This window comes from Prosthecobacter dejongeii (assembly GCF_014203045.1).
Lineage (GTDB): Bacteria > Verrucomicrobiota > Verrucomicrobiia > Verrucomicrobiales > Verrucomicrobiaceae > Prosthecobacter > Prosthecobacter dejongeii.
Genome location: NZ_JACHIF010000005.1, coordinates 1 through 21,465, shown reverse-complemented (window position 1 = coordinate 21,465; position 21,465 = coordinate 1). Strand labels below are relative to the sequence as shown.

The window sequence follows — 21,465 nt, the reverse complement described above, 5'->3', positions numbered from 1 at the left end:
AAAAGCCCGGTCGCAGGGAGCGACCGGGCTTTTGAATTTATCCTTAACGATCTCAGTCAGCCTGGATGCTGACGTCGTCGAAGTTCAGGGTCGGCTGGGCACTGCCAGAGGTAGCAGGGTACCAGATGACGGAGACGTCGCCAAAACCCGAGTTTGCAGGCAGCGGCTGTGGCTCGCCCAGGGCGACACCGTCCATGCGGGCCTGCCAAGTGCGGCTGCCCAGGTCGGTCGTGATCCCGAAGCGGTGATTGGAACCTGGCACCAGCACAGGCTCAGCGGCATTGCGCGTGCCATCTGCCTGCACCACGTAAATGGCACCGTCTGCCACGGAGAACTGGATCTGCCCGAGAGGAGCTCCATTTTCACCGGTCACCTGCCAGGCGAAGTGGCCTTTCGTGCCAGCACCCGCCTGATCAATGGACATGTTCCATTCGGTTTGGATCACGCTGTCCGCCGCGTATTCGAGATCCGAAGCGTCCTGCCAGAGCACCGTCGGTGCTGCGCCTTCCGAACTGTTGCCCGTGAAGGAGGTGGAGGAATGATTGTCAGCATTCGTCACTTTTTTCACCGTGCCAGTGGAGCCTTCGATATTCCAGTCGGCCTCTATAGAACTCACCTGTTGAGCAGATGCAACGGGACTTGGGAGCGTATCCACGCCAGCATAAGCCACTGTCACAGCATAATTACCAAAATCTGGAAGTGTCCCTCCAATACTTGCGCTTCTCCCTTGAACGCCAAAAACCACTATGGAAATTGGAGTATTGTCTTCTTCAGCGACTGTAGAAAACAATTGAAAGGATCCTCCTTCATCATTGTCAACAGCACTGAAAAGGGTTGGGCCTGCGAAAACTTGAAAAGTAGTGGTAAAGCTGATCACATAACGGCCTTTTTTAGGGAGTACCCAAGTGTAGAAAGCTTCGGCCAGATCATTAGGTCCTGCGGTTGCGGGAACATTAAGGGTGCCTGGTTCAAGTGCGATCGTCGTTCTTCCCAAAGTTAGCGGGAAAGTTTTACCTACAATGATGGTCGGGTTATTACGGTCATTAGCCTGGACCGTGCTGCGGCGGAAGAGATCTGGATCTTCGGTGGCCTGCCCACCTGGGGGCTTGGTATAAATGGTGATCTCGCTCGGAGTCAGTGGTGCAGAAGGTGGCACCGTAAGCAGGAGAGAGGTATCTGACTCCTTCACAAACGTGGCTTTCACACCGGTCGCATCGGAACCGAATTTCACGCTCGTCACAAAGTTCATGTCTGTCCCGGTGACGCGCACTTTTTCACCTGCACGAGCCACGCGAGGCGTGATGCTATCAATGGTCACGTTCGGGATCGGATTCACAATCAACTCGGCTTCGCGAGAGTAAGCTGGGATGCCGGTGGCATTGCTCACTTCGCAGCGATAAAGACCGTCATCACTGTTGCTGGCAGACACACCCACGCGTGCCTTAGCAATGGTTAGAATCGAGCTTGTCGCCTTGCTGACGTTGTTCCAAGCGGACGCGTCGGCATTCCATTTCTGCCATTGATATTTCAAGGTTGGAGATCCAGCAGCCACGACTTTGAAAGTGACTTTGGTGTCTTCAAAGACTTCCTGATCTTCAGGCTCCGTCACAATCGAAGGAGCGGTCAACACGGTGACTTTGGCCGACTTGCTGGTGACCTTCACCGTGTCGTTCACATTGCTGACGATGCAGCGATAGGAGCCTGCATCGCTTAATTCGACGTCGGAGATGCTCAGAGAAACGGCATCCTGAAGCCCCAGAGGCCCTGTGACGGTCACTTGAGCACCCGTCACGCGGGGACTATTCTCAAGGTTAACATTATTCCGCTGCCACTGATAATTGATGGGGCCATCTCCTTGGCTGGTCTGGATGGTGAGGGTCAAAGTCGTACCGACTGTTGGTGTGGTGACTTCTGGATGACGGGTGATGACCACAGGCGTATCTACCTGGAGGGCAAATGGGCCTGCGGTAATACTCCCGTAAGCATTGGTGACTTCGCAAAAATAGTTGTCCTCTTTAGCATCACCCAACTGAGCGACGGTTAGCTTAGCCGCTTTGCCCAGCACGGTGCCTGCGACAATGTCGTCTTCACGATACCATTTGTAAGTGAGCGCTGGGGTGCCGCCTGCTACGAGGCTGAAGGTGACGGATTTGTCTTTCACACCATAAACCAAAGACTCTGGCTGGCTGACAATGATGGGCTTGGAATTGACCTTCAAAGCATAAGTCTTCGAGGTGTAAGTCCCAACCTTGTTTTTGATCACGCAGCGATAGACACCGCGATGAGTAAAGCTCAGTGGATTAAAGACAATCGCTGCGGTTTGTGCTCCGCTGACGCCATCGCCGTTGAGGATGTTTTTGCCGTCTTTCTGCCACTGGAATTCCAGATCGCCCGTTCCGGTCAAATTGGGGGTCACGGTGAGTGTGACCTGGGTCGCACCGCCCTCTTCATTGGCTTCAAATTCGCCCTTCGCATTCGGCTGAGCCGGTGACTTATTGGAGGTGGCAGTAATGGTGCCCACTTCAGTCGGTTTGTTGAGGAAAACCACATCGGCATAGTTACTGTAGGTTCCAGGCTGACCGCTAGGGGTGAGGAAATTGCTCACAAGGACGCGATAACGGCCTTCTGTGGTGACGGTCTGGGAAGCAGCAGCCGAAGGTTTGAAGGTCTCATCCACGCCTTCTTTTTCCCAAAGGTAATTCAGCTTCGGGTTACCACCCGCTACGACGCTCAACTTGCCTGTGGTTTTGGTCGCCACAAACAAGGTTCCACCTGTGGCTGCTGCTGGCTGAGTGATGATGATGGGCTGTGAGTCCACCTTCACGACCGCAGGCTTGCTCAAGAGGATCAAGCTCTTCAGGGGAGTAGGCCCTGTGAGGCTGCTTTCGATGCGGACGCGGTAGGTTGCTCCATCCGTCCACTGGGCACCTTCGGTCGTCTCATTCCCTGCCGTTGCGGCTGGGATAACAAAGGTCGCTTGGCTCGCGGTAACATTGACTGCATCTGGAATATCCACGTTGTTTTTCTGCCAGCGGAAAGTTAAACCCGTAGTCGTGGTATCTGGAGCCAGATCTACGCTGAGTTGAAGTCGATCGCCCTGGTTGACCGTGGTTGCAGAAGGCTGGCTGATGATGGTGGGCCGCACGTTCACCGTGAGGGTGAACTCCGGAGACGAAGCTTCTGGGTAAGGACGCGTGCCGAAGATTTCATAGACCTTTGCATAGTAGGTCCCTGCATGGATGGACTTGGCCCCAGTGATTTTCAGAGTCCGGCTGGTGGTGCCAGAAATGCCATTACCATCGACCAAAGCACTCGCAGAGCCTTGTTTAAACCATTCATAGTTCAGGACTTTATTTTCCGAACTTACGCCCTGAACCGTGAAGGTAGTGCTCAATCCATCCCGAAGAGTCACGGCAACTGGTGCAGGCGGCAGGGTAAAGGAAGGGACCGCGAAGGCGCTTATCGCGGTAAAGAAAATGCCCCCTAAAATGGAGGCTAAAAGTTTTTTGGGCGGGGTTTTCATTGAGACGTACAATTTCCAGGGGGTAGCAGAAACGCCGGATAATGGCGAGTTTCGCATACAATGACAATACAAAAAATCGTGCGTATTGCTCGTAGTGCCCTCCGAAGCTTTCTGATCGTAAAGGTTACAATGTATTCTCAACCCACCCTGCAATGCTCTTGGATTGATTTCCAAGAACGGAAGCCGCATCGCGGCCCTGACGTCCTTTTTTGTGAAGGTAGGCATGAAAAAAAATCGATGGCGTCAAACTCGTTTTAAAAAATGTCTTCTCCAGACTCCTCCCTCATCATCCGTCTCGCCTGGGAAGACCGGACGACTTTCGAAGAAATCGAAGAACGGACAGGCCTTACTGAGCCGCAAGTCATCGCCATCATGCGGCGTGAGCTCAAACCTTCCAGCTTCCGCCTGTGGCGAAAGCGCGTGTCAGGCCGAGTTACCAAGCACCGCAAGCTGTTTGAAAATCGGCAATCTGTGGAAAAGACGGACTTCGAGGCGTGACAAATTCGTTCTTTTGAATACTGTTCGATTGAATTATGGAACTGGACCGCAAACTCGAAATCCTGGCTGATGCGGCGAAGTATGACGCCTCCTGCGCGAGCAGTGGCGCGGCCAAAAAGGACTCGCGCGGCAGTTCGGGCGTGGGCTCCACGGGTGGGGCAGGCATCTGCCATAGCTACACACCTGACGGGCGCTGTGTGTCACTTTTGAAGGTTTTGCTCACGAATGTCTGCCTTTACGATTGTCATTACTGCATCAATCGCCGCAGCAGCAATGTGAACCGCGCACGCTTCACCCCTGAGGAGGTGGTGAAGCTGACGCTGGATTTTTACAAACGAAACTACATCGAAGGGCTCTTCCTCAGCTCTGGCATCGTGCGCAGCGCGGACTACACCATGGAGATGGTGATCGAAGTCGCGCGGCAATTGCGTGAGGTGCACCACTTTCGCGGCTACATCCATCTCAAGACCATTCCTGAGGCCTCGCCAGAACTCATTGAGAAGGCAGGGCGCTATGCCGACCGCATCAGCATCAACATCGAGTTGCCCACTCAAAGTAGCCTAGATACCCTGGCCCCCGAGAAAAATTTAAAGCGCACGCAGCACGCCATGGGCGGCATTCGCCAGCGCATCGATGAATCTCTAGCCGCGAAAAAGGAAGCCCGCCAGATCAAAGCCACTCCACGGGCGAAACCGCCCGCCTTTGCCACAGGGCAGAGCACGCAGATGCTGGTGGGCGCAGATGCCTCCGATGATGCCATCGTTTTGGGGAGAGCTGATGAGCTGTATCGCGACTACCGCCTGCGCCGGGTTTATTACAGCGGCTTCAGCCCTATCCCTGAGCCCAGTGTGCTACTCCCCATCAAACCACCACCACTGGTGCGGGAACATCGTCTTTACCAAGCAGACTGGCTACTGCGCTTTTACGGCTTCAACGTAAAGGAGCTGCTGCCAGTGGAAAACCCTCACCTGGATCTGGAGATCGACCCCAAGCTGGCCTGGGCCCTGCGCAATCGGCACCTCTTTCCTGTGGATATCAACCGTGCCCCGCAGGAGCTGCTGTGGCGCATCCCAGGCCTGGGCGTCACGAATGTGGCACGCATCCTCGCAGCGAGGCGATACGCTCGTTTGAGTTTGGTGGATCTCCAACGCATGCGCGTGGGCTTAAAAAAAGTACTACCGTTCATCATCGCTGCGGATCATGCGCCCAAGATCGCTCTGCTGGAAAGTGACCAACTACGCTCCCATTTCCTACCCGCCCCGAAGCAGTTAGAACTGAACTTCGCGCATCCTGCCACAACCCTAGCAGATGCCTTAATGGCACGGAGCGGCGAGCTTTAGCGGACTTTTGGTTAGGAACTCACGGGATCAGCTTCCGTATCTGGATAAAGGCGATGTGCCGCACATCGCGATCCATACCAGGCGGCTGGCGCAGGCCCAGGCAGTGCACGCGGTCAGGGATGATTTTCAATCCCTCTTCTCCCCAGGTTTCCAGAAGGTGCTTGGCTCCCGGGTAGTCCTCCTTGGAACTTGCCGCGATGGCCAGTGTCTCTTTCAATCCGGGTTCCACCGGTCGTGCAGTGCTATGCGAAAAAGTGTGAGTCAATCGCAAGTGTGGATCTTGGACCGCAGAGATATTTTCATCGTCCAAACCCACCTCCCAACGACTGCCTACAGGTAAAGTCTCCAACGCCGTGGGGCGCATGCGGGTAGGGCTTTCAGGCTCAGGTGGATCAAACTCGGTCGCGGTGGGGTAGTCTTCTGTCATCGCCAGTTTACCCACGGTGCGCCCTGGGAGATGCAGCATCGCCTGCGCCACCAGAGGCACTTGCCCAGACTGGACACGCTCCATCAAAGTTTGAAAACGTTTCGTTTCTTGGGCATCGGCCACGGGCTGCCACTGAGCCTCTTCACTCGCCGGAATTTCTACGACGAGGAGGTTGGCCTCATAGCCAGCTTGTGGTGCAGGAGCCTCAGGCCAAGCACTGCCTTCGCGCTGGCAAAAGACCAGCAGAGTTTCATCCTTCAACAGACCGTCTCCACGCATGATGTTAGGCACCTGTAGCACACTCAATAGTCGCGTTCCCGGCGATAAACGGTCGAGCGTTTGGAGTTGAAAATCACGAAACCGAGGCTGCCACATGATGGCCTCCGGCACATCTCCCGCCAGCTTCCACTCGCTGCGTGCCGGGACGGCGACCGCTTGTGTGAGGGACAAGGCATGATCATCCATCTCCAAGTGGGTGCCCACCGCCCGCGATTCCCAGGCTGAAGGGATGCTGGGCATCTCCGTAGGATATTCATGCCAGCGTGCGCTGAGCACATCCTGGCGCTGACCATGAGCCTGGATGGAGCCCGCACACAGAATCATTCGCGCAGCACCCTCCTCTACCCGAGCGAGCAATGTTTGCAGAAGCGCGGCATCCTCTTTCGGCTGCCGCGCCTGAAGCAGTGCCAAAGTTTCTTGAGAACTCAAAGCGATGCCATAAAGCCAAGCGCGAGGAGACACCAGGCGCTCCTTTTTTTCAACGGTTGTTGTTGCCTGAAGCTGACCGAGTGGCCGTGCTTCCACGATAAAAACATCCAGCCAGCGGCCCTTTCGGTCTCCGGGCCAGATTTGATCTCCTGGCGGCATGATCGCCAAGATTTTGGGCTCTCCATTTTCCAGCAGCAATGAGGTGATGACGCGTTGCTCAAACGTATCCCGCCAGTCTAACCAACCATGGATAACCTTGCCGGTGGGTTTATGAGTTTCGTGATCATAGGTATTCAGCCAAGAGGTGGGCCAGATGACCGTCTCGGGCCCACGGGGTGAATAGTGCGCATTCCAGTCGGCAGAGATTTTCCATGTCTTCGTGGGTTCTGTCCATACCTGAGTTCGACCTTCCAAAGAGGTGCCGATGAAACGTTCCTGAAAAGAGGTAGGCACCATGTAAAGGCGATCCATCTCTTGATCCAACTCGCTCGGCATCCAAGCCCACTCGCCATTTTTTACGTTCACTCTTCCAGCTTCGTCCGCAGCAATGCTGATGTCAGACACGACACTGGCCCGGCCTTCACTCACCACTTTTTGCAAGGTCGCCAGCCGTTCAGCATCCGTTTTCTGGGGATCTATCAGGAGCCGAATGACCTCCATCTCAGGAGCGCGGATCACCCTTTGACGGATGTCCATAGTCTGCGGTTCCGCCCCACCTGGCCCTGCCCACAAACCCAGAACTGAGGCTAGTATAACCAAAAATGTTTTCATGTTCAAAGACGTTTGATAAAGACGAGATAACGCATGGCAAGATCGCTCTCCGTTCCCGCAGGACGCAAGACCTGCGTCACCAATCGCCACTGTTGCGACACCGCCAGCCTTCCTTCCCACTCGATGACATCAAACCGTGGATACTCCACCGAATGCTTATCTCTCTCCGCTCCTTGTGCGGCGTTGGCATAACTGATGCGCTGCATTTTTGGAGATGCGAGGTGATGGATCAGCTTCAAAATGACCTGAAACTTTCCCTGTTCTGTCGCGTGTTCCTGCTGCCATTCCACCGTGGTGCCGACAAACCGTTTCAGCAGGCGAGTCGGCACGGCAGGGTCTTGATGACGCGTTTCCCAGCCTTCGGCAAATTCTCGTTCCGCTCCCTTCCGCCAAACAAAAGGTGTGTCAAAAGCCAGGATCCCCTTCACAGAAAAAAGCGGCTTAATACCTTCCGTCTGCAGGCGCTTCTTCAGCTCGGGGTGATCCTGCAACGGCCCTTCGAATTTCGCCTGCCAGATAGTCTCAGGCACCGCATGCATCACCAACTCCACCTGTGGAGCTGCCGTCTGTGCTTGGAGTGCCCCCAGAGTCATCAGCGTTAACGCAACCGCCACCAGGGAATGCTGAATCCAAATCATAGGCACTTTTCTAAGACCTTTCGGGTCCTGCTGGCAAGGTTAAAAGGAGAGCGGTATTCACAGAACAAGTTGTGAAAAGCATTCAACGAAAGAGCTAACGAAAGTATTTGTGAAGCCAATGTTGTCTCGATCAATGGAGTCCAAAAGACATCATTCTTCCTCAATCTTTGTGGGCCGACATGAAGAACTGTTGAAGGGTCGTCTCTGGAATATCCAGAGATGTCGTTTTACGAAAAGGGCACTCCCTGCGAAAGGAATTTTGCGTGCTCCCATCGGCCCCTCACCTTGGCCTTTCGCTTCGCGGCTTCGCAACCCCACGCAAGCGCGGGGAGAGGGAACGCGCTTTTCGAAGCTCACGATGGCAGAGTGAACAAGGCCGAATCAGAACGGACGAGGGGGAGCCGTCGTTAGCCGAGCGCTCTCTTGCGATGTCCACAAAAATTTTTTTAAATCATCGGTTAGGCCGATGTCCACAAAAAAAGCCAGCCACGGCAGTACCGTGGCTGGCGTAGGCGATCGCTTGAAGACCTACTTCATCGGATGCTGCTTCAGCAGCTCTTCCGTCGTGTAGAACTGCACGCGGCCCACGTTGGCATCGCGGATGGCTTTGACCTGGGTGGGCTGGATAGGATCGGCTTTGTTGCCAAAACTGTTGCGCACAAAGGTGAGCACGGCAGCCATTTCATCATCCTTCAGCATGCCAGCAAAGGGGGTCATGGGCACCTGGCCATCATACTTTTTGCCATTGATTTCGAGCGGTCCCATGAGGCCATACATGGCCAGTTTGATGAGGCGATCCGAGTCGCCTGTGACCCAGGGGCTTTTCTCCAAGGATGGGAATGCGGGGTCCAGTCCTTTGCCGCTCGGCTGGTGGCAAGTCACGCAGTGACCTTCACGGAAGTACACCTTTTGGCCAGCGAGGAATTGGGCTTTGCCCTCGGCATTGAGGTGCGCTGGTGCGGCCAGTTCAGGATGATCGGCCACTTCTTTTTCCGCCACGCCAGCAAGGCGATCCGTCGCAGTTTTAGCGGCGTTTTGGCTCCACACATCCAGGGGCTTGGCCGCGCCGATGGCGACGATCTTTTTAGCTGCTGCGATATCTGGCAGCCAAGAGGCAGCCACGATGGCCTCCAGACGCACACGGCCATGCTCATCTGCCGCTGCCTTTTCAAGCAAAGCGGCGTGATCTGCGATGCGGTGATGATTGTACCGAAGCACGCGCACCGCTGCGGCACGGGCATGGAAATCTTTGGCATTCAGAAGCTGGCGCAGCAGGCTTTCATCCGCCTCGTTCATGCCCCAGGTGGTCCACAGGGCCTCCAGCACATGGTGCTCATACTGGGCATCGTTTTTATCCAGAGCCGCCACCCAGGCTTTCACGGCAGGCAGCACTTCACTGGTCGGGTGGTTGCGTAGCTCACGACGGGTGCGGTAGCGGGTGCGCAACTCAGGCTCCTTCAGGTTATTGAGCAGGGCGGTGACACTGGCACCTTCCACCGGCACGGGCTTCACCAGCGGTCGGCTAGGATAAGTGATGCGGTAGATACGGCCGTGCACGTGGTCGCGCAGGGGATCACGTGCATTGTGCTGCATGTGACCGACGAGAACATTGTGCCAATCAATGACATACAAGGAACCATCTGGCGCGAACTCCAGATCCACCGGGCGGAAGTTGCCGTCCGTGCTTTTTAAGAGGTCCTGGCGGAAGGTGGTCTTCCAACCGGTGCTGTCATCCACGATCTGGTGCTGCTTGATGCCCAGGAAACCGATGGCGTTGCACAGGATGAGATCGCCCTGCACTTCATCGGGGAAATGGCGGGAGGAGACCACTTCCAGGCCAGAGGTGGGGCGCACTTTCTGCCCTTCAGGCACCAGGTCCGGTGTGGAGGGAGTTTTACTGCCAAAGGTGGGTTTCACCGAGACGGGCAGCATCCAGTTCATGCTGGTGCCGGAGGTGTGGAGGAAGAAGTCCTGGCCCCAGGCATCAAATACGGCACCCCAGGGATTTGGAATGCTGAGCTGAGCGGTGCGCTCCAAATGGCCACGCTGAGGGCTGTAGCGGAAGAAACCGCCGTCCACACAGCGGACAGGACCATAGGGAGTCTCCACATTGGAATGCAGGAAGACACCTTCGCACAGGATGAAAGCACCGCTGGGATCTGCCGTGTAGGCGCTGATGGCATGGTGCGTGTCATGCGTGTCAAAGCCACCCAGAATGATCTCCGTGCTGTCGGCCTTGTCATCGCCATTCGTGTCGCGGATCAATACCAAGTTAGGCTCCTGCGAGACATAGACGCCTTCGGGCGCAAATTCAAAACCGATGGGCAGGTGCAGCTTATCGGCGAACACGGTTTCCTTGTCGGCTTTGCCATCGCCATCCGTGTCTTCATAGATGAGGATCTTGTCATCCGGCAGGGCATCACCAGGGCGATAGTGCGGATAGGTGGGCATGGTGGCCACCCACAGACGACCTTTGTCATCGAAGGAAAGCTGCATCGGGTTCGCCAGATTTGGGAACTCTTTCTCACTGGCAAACAGCTCCACCTTGTAGCCTTCCGGCACGGTGAGAGATTTCACTGCTTCTTCACCGTACAGGTACTTCGTGCTGCCGTTTTTGACGCTCGGCTGATAGTTCGTCGGCACATCAGGCAGCTTGTGAGTCTTGCTGTCATCCACGACTAGATCGGTCTTTTTCGCAGTCGCCACCTGATGAATCAAAGCGTCCCGCAGGGCTGCCATCTCACGGGTCTTTTTCACTTCATCCGGGTAGTTCTGCGGGCCGAAGGGATTGTAACGCTGGCCGTGTGTATGCACGCCATTGACCAGATTGTAGTCGTTGTTCCAGAACCAATCTTTTTGCTTCACCGCCTCATGCAGCAAAGCTGGGTCGGCTTTGGAAACACGAGACTGCTGCCCATAAAGGCCCGTGGCCAGAATCTCAGCGATCTGCTGGTAACCGGCATCGGTGGGTACAAAACCCCCCGTGGTGAAGGGGACTTTGGCCTTCGCGTAGAGTTCTTTGGTGGGGGAGAAGAGATCAATGAAGGTGAGGCCGTTCTTCTTTGCCACAGTCTCTACCGCTGCTGAATAGAGAATCAGATTCGCATTTTCTTTTTCACCATTCGGCAGATCGCGGGTGGCGGACTGATTTTCAAAAGCGATGGGCGAGACCAGCACCACGCGCGGGGCGGCCTTGCCATTGTAGGCCTTGCTCAGGGTGTGCTTCACCCAGGCATCCAGTTCAGCCTCGAAGTTGCCCACCTTGCTCGGGCCATCGAAGGATTCATTGTAACCAAAGAAAGCCACGATGGTATCTGCCTGCAAATGGGTCAGCCACTGGTCTGGTGTGGAGAAGAAGCCCTTGCCATGGTGCACTTGCTTGTCGGGGTGGAATTTCTCGGCACCCGGGAAAGCCCACTGCGAAATGCGAGAAGGATGCGGGCGGAAACCGGGGGTGTCTCCCACGTGACCCATGTTGCGGAAAAACAGCTCCTCGCTGGGGTAGCGCAGATGCAACTCTGTCTCGATGCGGCTGTAATAGACGTCGCGCTCGGCGAGACCATTGCCAATGAGCACGATGCGCTCGCCCTGGGACGGCGGAGCCACCTTTTGCGCACGGGCAGCGGTGGCTGCGGCTGGCTCTGCCGAAGGCGCATGAGGAGGGATTTCCGCCGTGGCGGCTGGCTTTTTCTCTTCTTTCTTCGGCTGGGGTTTGGCCAAGCCCGTGGCAGGGCTTTTGCCCAATGCATAGTCCGCAGGCTTGCGGTTCAGCTTCTTGTAATGGTCACCACTGTTGTTGCCATAAAAGGTCGGCTCAAAGGCGTCCACATAGGCCACATCCGCCTTTTCAGGCACTTTGGCACCCACCAGGTGGTAGGCCGCATTCACCACCAGACGGCGCAGATCTTCATCGGCAAAATCCACGGAGGCTCCCAGCGTGGTGCAGAAAGCCTGCCCCTTCGCAGTGCCATTCGGGGCTGTGTACTCGCGCAGCCAGGCCAGCGGCATCATGGGGCTGTTTTTCGGCCCCGAGATGGCCTTCGAGCTCGGCTCCATGGTCTCCGTCACGGCACCACGAAGCAGAATCTTTGCGGTCTTTTCATCCAGATTGGCGATGCCATAGACATCCGTCGTCGCAAAAATCTCCCCCACGCCGCGCAGCACATCATTCGCGCTGTTGGCCGCCTCCACGATGCCGCGCGTGCCTTCGGCTTTGTGTTTGCCGTGATGGTTCACCCATTTTTCACCGAGGATCTTCAGGCCGAACTCACCCCATTTAAAATCACCCGTCTTGGCATTGCCCGTGAAGGCATGCGTCGCGGTACGGAAACCGATCACCGGCTTGCCCGCATTCAGAAAAGCCGCAAAAGGCGCGAGTTGGTCATCTGGCAACTGGCGAAAACGCGTGCCGATGATGAGCAAGTCCGCCGAAGCTAGAGCTTCTGTACCGGGAATATTCTTCTGGAAGTTCGGGTCAATGTAGCCCCCGTCCGGGTTGATCGAGAACAGCACCGTGCAGTCAAACCCATGCTTCTGGCTGAGGATCTTCGCCAGCATCGGGCAAGTTTCCTCCGTCCGATACTCTTCATCCCCGGCAACCAGGACAATCTTTTTGCCGTTCGCGGTTCCCGGCTTGGCCGGCAGATGCAGCCAGTCCGCGCCGAGCGCGGCGGAGGCGATGAATACAAAGGTGAGGAGGATGGACTTCATGGTCGGAATTCAGGCAGGGACGGATATACCGCACCAGCCCGGAAAACCGGACAAAGTTTTTTACAAACCGGTGATTTTGTTGCCTGGCAGCTTTCCTAGTGGGAGCCGAAAAGCCTCTTCAACACCCGAGAATTTCCCGAGAAAACCTCAACCAAGGCAAGAGCGTAGCATCCAGGCCATCTTTTCGTGTTCCTCCAGAAGGCCGACCAGAAAATCATTGCTGCCGTCATCGCCCAGTTCTTCACAGCGCGGGGCGTCTTCACGGATCTGGCGGATGATCTGCTCGTGATCCTGTAATAGCAGCTTGAGGAATTCGGCCGAGCTTTTCAGTTCGCCTTTCTCCTCTTTCAGCCGAGTCGCTGCCAAGAGTTCCTTCATGGAACCCAAAGCGGGGTTGGCCAGAGAACGGATGCGTTCGGCGATGTCATCAATGAACCCCTCGAGCTTGCCATACTGGTCCTCAAAGAACAGATGCATGGCATGGAAGTCAGGACCCACGACATTCCAGTGGGCATTGCGAGTCTTGGTATAGAGCACAAACTCATCTGCGAGGAGTTTGCCCAAAAGGGTGGAGACTTCTTTGCGATTCTTGTCTGAAATACCGATGTTCGTTTTCATAAGACGGGAGTGCCAAAGGATAAATTCCTGTCATAGGAATCATCTGCCGAACATACGATTGAGCCGCAAAAAATGGACGTATCCACCCGGCTGGTAGAAATCTACACCCCTGCCCCAGCAAGCCGTGGCGAGCTTTTTCATCGGATCATAGCAACCGGCTACTGCACGTCATTTCGCATGGTGATGCACTTCAGATTGCCGTCTTCACCAGCATAGAAAACCACGAACTGATCCGCGCGAAATTGGAAGTTGAGGCCACAAACGATTTTGCCTTGGTAGAACACATCTGGGAAAGATCCCATGGCGTTGGTGATCGGAACGCGGGTCGGCTTTTCGGCCCCAGTGGAGACGGGGGTATTCACCACCTTAAAATCCAATGACTCGGAAGGTGTGAATTGCATCAAGCTCAGGACCGATTCCTTCACATCGGGAGGACTTGCGGGAGATTGGTCCACGTACCAGCCGAGACGAGGGCCTTTTTTCTCAGCCTCTTTTTTGGCAGTCGCTTTGGCTTTTTCGCCTTTTTCAGGCTTCTCAGTCATGTAGGCAATCACAGTGGTGATCTGGCCCGTCTGGAGGGGCACCTGGACGCTGCCTTTGCCTAGAGATTCATGCTCCAGCTCGACCTGATAGTTTTTTGGGCTTAGGCCGATGCCATTTGTAGCAAAGCCTGCTTTGAAGCCGGCGGGGTCTGCTTCGATGCCGTCCACAGTGACCTTCAGCCTACCAGACATACCCACCGCATTGACCAAACGAATGAACCCAAGATCTGTGGGAATCTCCAGGCCCACGGGTGCGTCTTTGGGCGCCGCCTCTTGAGACACCAATGGAAGCGGCAACAGGCTGGCTGCTACCCACGTAAAATGAATAAGAGCACGGCGGCGACCGTGGAAAAGGGCCTTTTTCAGAGAGTCACTCATAACAAATCAAAAAGGGGATGAAGCAGAGGTAAAAGCACCCATCAAAGTGAAAGCGAAGGCAGGCGCAGACGCATGGAAAAGGTGCGCACCTCGGCATCATCTTCGTAAACATCGGGGGTGCCATTCGAGATGGCTGTGGAGCGGACGCCCTCTCCGCGCCAGTCTTCCGCCGTCTTCAAAAGACGCCCGGTTTGCCGGTTCGTCACTCGCAGTGTCACCTCCACCCACTTGGGCATCTGGTCAGACGGCCATTCCTGTGCCACGGGTGGGTTTGGCATCATGTTTTCCAAAGGCTTGCACTCAAACCGGATCACATCATGAGCCAGGACGGCATTACGCACACCCGTGGTGGCAGCTTGGTTGTCTGCCTCAGCGAGGTTTTCGAGTTGCTGCCAATCCTCTTCAAAAATCAGGGGCTGCCCTCCCACGCGATGCCCTTCCAGCCTGCGGAAGGTTTCAGCAGCAGAGTACTCCCTGCGAAGTAGCTTCTGGCTGTTCGCGTCGGTCTCCGCCCCACTGGCTCCACCATCGGGTGTGAGAGCGATGCCATAAAGCACCAGTTGTAGATCTCCCCGGCCACTGTCTGTGCCTTTTGTGGCACGTTTGACGCTGCGCAGGAAAGCGAGGCGAGTGGTCGTGGGAGATGTGGGTGGACCTTTTTGCACCAGGAAGCGTAGCGGTTTACGCCCCGTCATCGCCTGAGGGTCCTCGGCCAATGGACCATCGCCAGGCATGATCACAATGGAGGCTAGATCATCCGCCAAGACTCGCAAGGCGGCGCGACCTTCACGCTGGCTGGAAAACACCTTTTCCTGGTTCGTCCAAGAATCCAAGGACGAGACCATGCTCTGCATGAGAGCTGCCACCAAGATGAAAGCCACGGCAACACTGACGAGCAGCTCGATCAGAGAGAAGCCCTGTCTGTTTTTTGCAGCATGGGGCAGGCGGGATGCGGGGGTCATGATCTTATCAAAGGTCCTGGCCTAACCAATCATTTAGGGCACAAAGCCGCGTACTTCCGCACCTGCCGATTTTCTGCGGGTGCAGAGGCTGGTGACTCCACACGAATGACAATACGGTCCATGAGGGTGTTTTCAGGATCTGGCACACGGTCAATGCGGGCAAAGGATGCTGCCGAAGCGAGCTGGCTGCCCGTATTGTAAGACTCTTTCACATTGCTGTTATTGAAACGGCTGTGTTCCAGGATCTTCATCGTTTCATCCACCAGCACAATGAGCGGCTCAGGCTCGTCTTCGGGCTTCGCCGGTGGAGTCATGTCTTTGATCTCACCAGCGAGCTGACGAATCAGCACGCCCGTGGTGGTTTCCTGCTTGGAGTCACTGGCCACCCCCAGCGTGCCCATGAGCATGCCGATGACGGTGAGCAGACTGGTAACTGTGATGGCGACGGAAAGGATACATTCCACCAAGCTGAAGCCCATGGAGGATTTCTGCAGGCTGACGGTAAGATTTTGGAGGGGAGGAGTCATCATGGCAAGATCATCGGGGATCCAGAGTTTCTGCGAACCGCGATCCAGCGGCATTCTTCAGGGACATGCGTCCCGCCTTTGCGGGTCAAAGGGCCATCCACATCGGCCTGGCCTTCCGCGATGGCGATCAACATGGATTCTAGAGTGTTGGTATCCGGCTCAGGAATGACCACCTCACCCAGCGAGCCAAAGCCAATGCACGGCAATTCCACCAGATCCATCGTCCCTGGCAGCTTGATCTTACGACTCGCATTCGTAAGCTTGAAGACGTTTCCACCGGCACTCTCAGAAGCGGCTTCAATGTTCGTGAAAACGTAACCGGCCGGCAAGTGATACCACTCCGAAATAGCCACGTAGTCCTCAGGGTCCTCCGTCGTAGCATCTTCCGCACAGAGTATAGCCGAACGATAGGGCTGGCCCGTCGTACCGGAATTTTTCGCGGCAAAGGCTAAAAGGATGGTGCCTTCGCCGCGAAGGGAGCGGGACCGGGCGAGGTCGCACATGGCGGTGACTTGGTGCATGGCAGTCATGCCCTGTGTACCATTGATGGCCCCGGTGCTACCGAGCACAAGGCCAACCATAAAGGTCATGACGCCGATGACGACGAGGATCTCCAGCATGGAGAAACCGTTTTGTCGCATTTTCAGCCTACGGAAATGCGTTTGTCGGCGCGTGAATGAAGGGGGGATCAACATAGTGTTAAAGCAACTTTCCTGCGCCCGGTTAGTTCGCTCAAAAATGCGAACGAACAACCGATGCAATGTGTCAATTTTGTTAGACACTGCTTTTGGTTATGCTGCCTTGTTGTTACAGAGGCCTGGAATAGGTGATTTCGACCTCTTGCTTCTGCAAAGTGCCATCGGCGTTCCGCACAGGCCTAACAAACAGATGGAAAAGGCGGGAACGAGTGGCCACCACACGGGTATTTCCTTCACGTCCGATCTTCACCGTTTGGCCAGTCACGACGACTTGAAAATGACGACTGCGAACCGTGCTATTGTTGTAAAGCCGTGAGAAAAGCTCCTCCGCCGCGGCATCGCTCCATTCAGGAATCACACGCCGATCATCGTTGGGATCTCGCTTGGTATAACCAAACACAGGCCAGTTGGCTTTCAGCGGTGGCAACTCATCATCCTTCTTCAAATTCTCCTCATCCTTGGCAGACAAGATGGCTTTTTCGGCCACTTCCGCCGGCGTGATGTAGGGGCGATTTTCGATGATGGCTGTGGCAATGATGTCTGCCTGAGCCTCCGTGCGATTTCTGGATGGAGCCAGCAAGACGGTCGGTTTTTTGCTATCCGGATCGGGATCCATGCTGTCTTTCTTCAAAAGCGGATCCGCCGCCAATCGACCTGCCACCACGGCCCGCAAAGTTTCACGGCTAGCGGTATTGACATTCACATGGCCATCAATGCGCGTGAGCGGGCCCGTGTAGCGTTGCGTGTCAGTTTCCAGTGCATTGGGATCTCCACAGTGAAAAAGATCCAGGAGGGATGTGGCAGCCATGCCACGGTTCAGAGGACGGCCTTTGTCAGGCTTGTCACGGTAGTCTGGGCGGAATAAGCTGTGCTCCACACGGCCGATGCGTAAAGAATTGCCGCCACAGAAACGTTTGTGCGCATCCAGTTCATTGCTCTTGGGATCCGTACTAAGAATCTCAGGATTCAGATCCGCATGTTCATCATACCGGAGTAAGTCACCCGGGAGCATATCCGAGTCACTCCAGATGGTGTTTCGCGGACTCCACATGATGGGATCGAAAATATGTCCCAGTTCACTCATGCTGTAAAAGCGCCCGACGTTGGAAATGCGCTGCACAAATTTTTGTCGCTCAGCCACATTGTTGTTGGCGTTCACTTCATTGCGCATGGTGATGTCATCAGGATTTCTCAAAACCGATCCGATACGCGTCGGGCAAGGCAAACTGTTGTGTCCACCATCCGGCCAGAGATAAGTGCGGGCCTCACCAGCTAGGTTATCAAAACGACGGAAGTTACGTCCCCATGGGCTGGAGCCATCATCGTAATCAATCACTTCCTGATGGTAATCAATGTAATAAGCCGCACGAGTATCGCCCACGTTAAAAGCCCATTTTTTATCACGAACACGATATGCCAAACCAGGTTGATTGACATTGAAACGCTGACGATTGCTCAGGCTGGTGGTCATTTCATAACGCTCCAAGGGGGCAAACGGAAGATCCACAACCGTGAAGTCTGCCGAACCCTCTGGGCAGAAGGCTAAGCGATAGCGACTGGTGCGCTCATCGTTAAAACCATCCGTGACATTGTCACCTTTGTAACGCACCCCTGCGACGTTACCCAAAGCACCGCCATCCAGTTTGAAGACCACCGGATCAAAGGCCAAAACGATGATCTCATTCGGCTGTAGATCGATCACTTTTTCTCCAAACCACATTCCCGAAAGACCAGGTGTTGTCGAAGGAGGCCGACCACGCACAACATTCGCCATGGATGACATCACTGGGTAGGTGCGTGAATTGACTGAAAATTCACCCCGATACTCAAAACAGCACGTGATACGGCCCTTGATTGGATGATTCGTGGGATTCCACAATTCGACATAATCGGTTAGGGAAACCTCCACTTCACGGCCAAGGTAAGTCTCAAAGCGGTGGCGCTGCCAGTATTCATTCACCAGCGGGAAGGAATCCATGCCGCGATACTCAATGTTAGCCTCATCGTTCTCATTTCCCGCTCCCCCCTTGGCCACATTGATGGAAGGGTAAGAGTCTTTGTCTGCGTAATCCAGCATGCCCGCCGCCAGGTTTTTCAGGTAGGCCATCTGGTGTTTGTCACGCTGAGTGATCACTTGACTCCGGGGCAGTGGATAACCTCCTGCCCTTTTGCTAAAGTCAGGCAAATGACGGTCAATGTGCGCCGCAATTTCATCCACGGCGTCCGTCATTTTCTGATGATCTGTCTGGGACGTATTCGCGCCGATCTTGATCAAATACTCGTTGAGATTCTTCTTCCGTTCACCGCCGTTGGCAAAGCCAGGGCCATGGGGTACGAGCGCCAATTCATCATAGGGCTTGAGGTAACCTGTGGTGTTCTCCTCCAAAGCCCGCAACTGCGGATCTGCGAGGGATCCGTTAGCCAACCGTGCTTCGGGGCCATTTAGGCGCACGATATCCAGCCCTGGCCAGTTCGTCAGTGGATCTGGCGTGATGAGCAATTCACGCCACATTTCGGGGCTAAAAGCGAGGCGTTTGGAATTAATCGCCGTGAGGCGGCGATGCATGGCATTGACTGTTTTAGGCAAGGCGTCAGCATTGATAGGTTCCAGATCCGGGCGCAGCAGGGTCCAGACGGAAGTAGGCTGCCGCCGCCAACGACCACCGGGATCAACTTTTATGCCCGGTAAATTCGGGATCAGAGGAGTCAGGGTATCCACCAAATCGGGTTGGAAATGAGGGAGGTCCCTATCGCTGTCATGAATCCCTGAATTGGCGAGGCTCAGTTTGCTTTGCAGGTCTTCCACATAAAATGAATACCTGGCCACCAGCTTTTCCGCATTGGGATCTTCTTCTTGTTCCCCTTCTTCACCTTGTGGAGTTTTCTCCTCAGAAGGCAGGGTCATTTGCATCCAGTAACGAGGCACGCGGGCCATCCACGGTTCAGGAGCAGGCAGCCTTCTCGCTTCCAGTTCATTCACCTCCACGGAGGGGCCGACGGTGGGATCTTTGGCAGGTAGTTTCTCAAACTGCGCGGGCGGCATTTTAAGCTTGTCCCCATCCACCGGGCGGGCAACCCCTGAAGCTAGAGGCTGGTATTTCCACAGCTTGGAAGACACGTCGTAATTAGCAGCGACGAGCATCTCACGCGGCCTCTGTTTTTCATCCACCGCTGGCGTCAGCGGCACTGAAAAAACCACGCCCAACTCATCAGCCAGGGAGCCTTTGAGTAAGGCACCCACATGTTCCAAGCCTGACTGCATGGCTAAATCTGCCTGGTCCACGGCATCGTAACTCGCTGAGGTCTGACTTTCCCGCGAGACGATGCCATATAAACCTACGACCAGAATCGTCACCGCAGCCAGGATGACGAGCGTCACCACCAGGGTGAATCCGGCTCTCGGCAACCGACTCCCCACCCCCTTCCCATGCTTGAACGTTAGACTCGATGAGCACCGTAAGGCGGCGGGCTCTGAACAATCACTGGGGGGGGCGTGATGGTGGGAGGTAAGCATTGGGGGGTATTATTTCTCTATCAAAAGCGAGGAAGTCTGGAACTGCCCTTTCTTACCGGGCACTGTCACGCGGATCAGACCTGCGCCGATGGTATTGCCGGATGGGAGACCTGGGAGCAACACGCCAGTGACCGGAGCTTTGCTGGCGAGGTTACTCGAAGTCACGGGTAGGGTCAGTGTGCCGGTGAGGCTGCCATCGGCCTTATTGATCTTACCCGTCCAAGCCGCAGGGGAACCACTTACAGGCGCAGAAGTGGTGAGTGAGAAATTCGTCGCAAGGTTAAAGGCCGTTGGCAGTAAGACAGGCACACCTGTGGTGCTGCTCAAGCCTGAACCTTCGATTTCCACATTCAGAGTAGAAGCAGTCAAACCGAGCGCTGTGCTCAATTCGTCGGAAGTTTTAATCGTGTCAAAAGCCGCAGCGACCGCATTGACGGGCAAAGGTTCTGCGAAGCCTGCGAAGTAGCTAAGTTCCTTCTCATCCGCAGCTTTGAACCACCAAGTTCCCGGCGTCAGTTGTTCCACCGTCGCCTCAGGCTGGCCCACGTTCGGCAACGGCACGATACCACCGAAGTAAGAGTCCACCTTGTTCCGATAAGGCTGCGTCCAGACCAAGGCCTGACCAGTCACGCCCAAGTTAGCGGTCAAAGTAATGGCCTGGGTGTCGCCCAGTTGACCTTTGAATGAAACAGCTCCTTTGGTGGTGACGGAGCCTTTGGCCCAGCCAAAACCTGCGGGATAAGTCACGCCATCTTGCACACCTGCATCCAGAACGAGGTTCAGCTTACGAATGGCCGGTGGGCTACCCCCTAGAGAGGCCAGACGGAAGCCTCGAAGTTCACCAGTCACAGTGCCAGAAGTAAAGGTGCCGGATACCAGGGCCGACTCTGCATTGATGGTCACGGTGACATTGGCCTGAGGCACTGTAGCTGTGCCTTTGAAGACCATTTGTATTTCCGAGCTTTGACGTCCCGGCACCAGCACGAAGCTGCCCGTCCCAGAACGGCGGCCCTGGCCGATCACTTCCAAGGAACCTGTCCACAGGCTAGGCCGGGTCACGCTCAAGCGCAGGATGCCTTTAGGGAGGTCATCAATACCGACAAGGAGTGCCTCATAACCAGCCAAGAGACGTGCAGGGAAGGCTTCTACCGTCAACTGTAGATTGTAGGCTCTGAGGGGGATGGTTCCCTGCATGACCAGCAATTGCAGGTCATAAAGGGCGGCTGTACCACTCAAGACACCACTGAGGCGACCTGTGGTTGCATTGAATGTTAGTCCAGCAGGTAGGCGGCCCACGATCTTCAAGGTCTGGCCCCCGGTGGCGAATGCGCCCAGGTTCAGGTCTACAAAATCACCCACACGCAGGACGGTATCGCGGCTAGCTCCCAGAAGGACTTCCTCCAGGTCAGACAAGCCATCGCCATCGCTGTCACGGCCTGCCACTGGGGGCACTGTATCCCCTCGCTCATTCACGTTCTGGATCCGTGTATCCAATGCCTCTCCCACTTCACTCATTCGATACGCCTGCGCCAAACTTCCATGCCGACTCTGCACCAGCTCTGCCAGCGCTGCTTGCTCTCCCTTCCCATTCACCGGCATCTGCGGGCTCAC

The 21,465-nt window shown here is 55.4% G+C and carries 13 protein-coding genes; 2 read left to right on the top strand and 11 right to left on the bottom strand.

Annotation, left to right across the window (positions count from 1 at the left end; translation table 11 throughout):
• Window positions 1-52: 52 nt before the first annotated feature.
• Entirely contained in the window at window positions 53-3,523 is a 3,471-nt protein-coding gene (locus HNQ64_RS12695) for an immunoglobulin domain-containing protein (protein ID WP_184209119.1), read from the bottom strand.
• Window positions 3,524-3,784: 261 nt separating this feature from the next.
• Here HNQ64_RS12695 and HNQ64_RS12690 point away from each other — a divergent pair, with 261 nt between their 5' ends.
• Window positions 3,785-4,021 (top strand): TIGR03643 family protein, encoded by a 237-nt coding sequence (locus HNQ64_RS12690; protein ID WP_184209117.1) that lies wholly within the window; start codon window positions 3,785-3,787, stop codon window positions 4,019-4,021.
• Between the two features lie 35 nt (window positions 4,022-4,056).
• On the top strand, window positions 4,057-5,361 hold the full coding sequence (locus HNQ64_RS12685) for a putative DNA modification/repair radical SAM protein (protein ID WP_184209115.1): 1,305 nt from the start codon (window positions 4,057-4,059) through the stop codon (window positions 5,359-5,361).
• Between the two features lie 19 nt (window positions 5,362-5,380).
• Here HNQ64_RS12685 and HNQ64_RS12680 read toward each other — a convergent pair whose 3' ends face one another.
• The 10 genes from HNQ64_RS12680 to HNQ64_RS12635 all read right to left on the bottom strand — a co-directional run.
• Window positions 5,381-7,267: a hypothetical protein gene (locus HNQ64_RS12680; protein ID WP_184209113.1), complete on the bottom strand. Its 1,887-nt coding sequence runs from the start codon at window positions 7,265-7,267 to the stop codon at window positions 5,381-5,383.
• Between the two features lie 2 nt (window positions 7,268-7,269).
• Window positions 7,270-7,905 carry a hypothetical protein gene (locus HNQ64_RS12675; protein ID WP_184209111.1) on the bottom strand — a complete coding sequence of 212 codons (636 nt, stop codon included), beginning with the start codon at window positions 7,903-7,905 and terminating at the stop codon, window positions 7,270-7,272.
• A gap of 528 nt (window positions 7,906-8,433) precedes the next feature.
• Window positions 8,434-12,615, bottom strand: a complete 4,182-nt coding sequence (locus tag HNQ64_RS12670) for a PVC-type heme-binding CxxCH protein (RefSeq protein WP_184209109.1) — start codon at window positions 12,613-12,615, stop codon at window positions 8,434-8,436.
• A 147-nt stretch (window positions 12,616-12,762) separates the two neighbouring features.
• Entirely contained in the window at window positions 12,763-13,233 is a 471-nt protein-coding gene (locus HNQ64_RS12665; protein WP_184209107.1) for a Dps family protein, read from the bottom strand.
• A gap of 158 nt (window positions 13,234-13,391) precedes the next feature.
• The gene (locus tag HNQ64_RS12660; protein WP_184209105.1) at window positions 13,392-14,153 is read right to left on the bottom strand and encodes a hypothetical protein; all 762 of its coding nucleotides are present in this window, start codon (window positions 14,151-14,153) and stop codon (window positions 13,392-13,394) included.
• A gap of 41 nt (window positions 14,154-14,194) precedes the next feature.
• Window positions 14,195-15,115, bottom strand: a complete 921-nt coding sequence (locus tag HNQ64_RS12655) for a PilW family protein (protein ID WP_184209103.1) — start codon at window positions 15,113-15,115, stop codon at window positions 14,195-14,197.
• Window positions 15,116-15,144: 29 nt separating this feature from the next.
• The gene (locus HNQ64_RS12650; RefSeq protein WP_184209101.1) at window positions 15,145-15,645 is read right to left on the bottom strand and encodes a hypothetical protein; all 501 of its coding nucleotides are present in this window, start codon (window positions 15,643-15,645) and stop codon (window positions 15,145-15,147) included.
• Entirely contained in the window at window positions 15,642-16,262 is a 621-nt protein-coding gene (locus HNQ64_RS12645; protein ID WP_221305441.1) for a hypothetical protein, read from the bottom strand. Before HNQ64_RS12645 ends, HNQ64_RS12650 begins: the two co-directional genes overlap by 4 nt.
• A gap of 187 nt (window positions 16,263-16,449) precedes the next feature.
• The gene (locus HNQ64_RS12640; RefSeq protein WP_184209097.1) at window positions 16,450-19,719 is read right to left on the bottom strand and encodes a hypothetical protein; all 3,270 of its coding nucleotides are present in this window, start codon (window positions 19,717-19,719) and stop codon (window positions 16,450-16,452) included.
• 144 nt (window positions 19,720-19,863) lie between these two features.
• A partial coding sequence (locus HNQ64_RS12635; RefSeq protein ID WP_184209095.1) for a putative Ig domain-containing protein occupies window positions 19,864-21,465 on the bottom strand: 1,602 nt, incomplete at its 5' end.

What these genes read in the sequence shown, in the direction of transcription:
- HNQ64_RS12695 (WP_184209119.1), bottom strand. Translation starts at nt 3,523, where the DNA reads ATGAAAACCCCGCCCAAAAAACTTTTAGCCTCCATTTTAGGGGGCATT.
- HNQ64_RS12690 (WP_184209117.1), top strand. Translation starts at nt 3,785, where the DNA reads ATGTCTTCTCCAGACTCCTCCCTCATCATCCGTCTCGCCTGGGAAGAC.
- HNQ64_RS12685 (WP_184209115.1), top strand. Translation starts at nt 4,057, where the DNA reads ATGGAACTGGACCGCAAACTCGAAATCCTGGCTGATGCGGCGAAGTAT.
- HNQ64_RS12680 (WP_184209113.1), bottom strand. Translation starts at nt 7,267, where the DNA reads ATGAAAACATTTTTGGTTATACTAGCCTCAGTTCTGGGTTTGTGGGCA.
- HNQ64_RS12675 (WP_184209111.1), bottom strand. Translation starts at nt 7,905, where the DNA reads ATGATTTGGATTCAGCATTCCCTGGTGGCGGTTGCGTTAACGCTGATG.
- HNQ64_RS12670 (WP_184209109.1), bottom strand. Translation starts at nt 12,615, where the DNA reads ATGAAGTCCATCCTCCTCACCTTTGTATTCATCGCCTCCGCCGCGCTC.
- HNQ64_RS12665 (WP_184209107.1), bottom strand. Translation starts at nt 13,233, where the DNA reads ATGAAAACGAACATCGGTATTTCAGACAAGAATCGCAAAGAAGTCTCC.
- HNQ64_RS12660 (WP_184209105.1), bottom strand. Translation starts at nt 14,153, where the DNA reads ATGAGTGACTCTCTGAAAAAGGCCCTTTTCCACGGTCGCCGCCGTGCT.
- HNQ64_RS12655 (WP_184209103.1), bottom strand. Translation starts at nt 15,115, where the DNA reads ATGACCCCCGCATCCCGCCTGCCCCATGCTGCAAAAAACAGACAGGGC.
- HNQ64_RS12650 (WP_184209101.1), bottom strand. Translation starts at nt 15,645, where the DNA reads ATGATGACTCCTCCCCTCCAAAATCTTACCGTCAGCCTGCAGAAATCC.
- HNQ64_RS12645 (WP_221305441.1), bottom strand. Translation starts at nt 16,262, where the DNA reads ATGCTGGAGATCCTCGTCGTCATCGGCGTCATGACCTTTATGGTTGGC.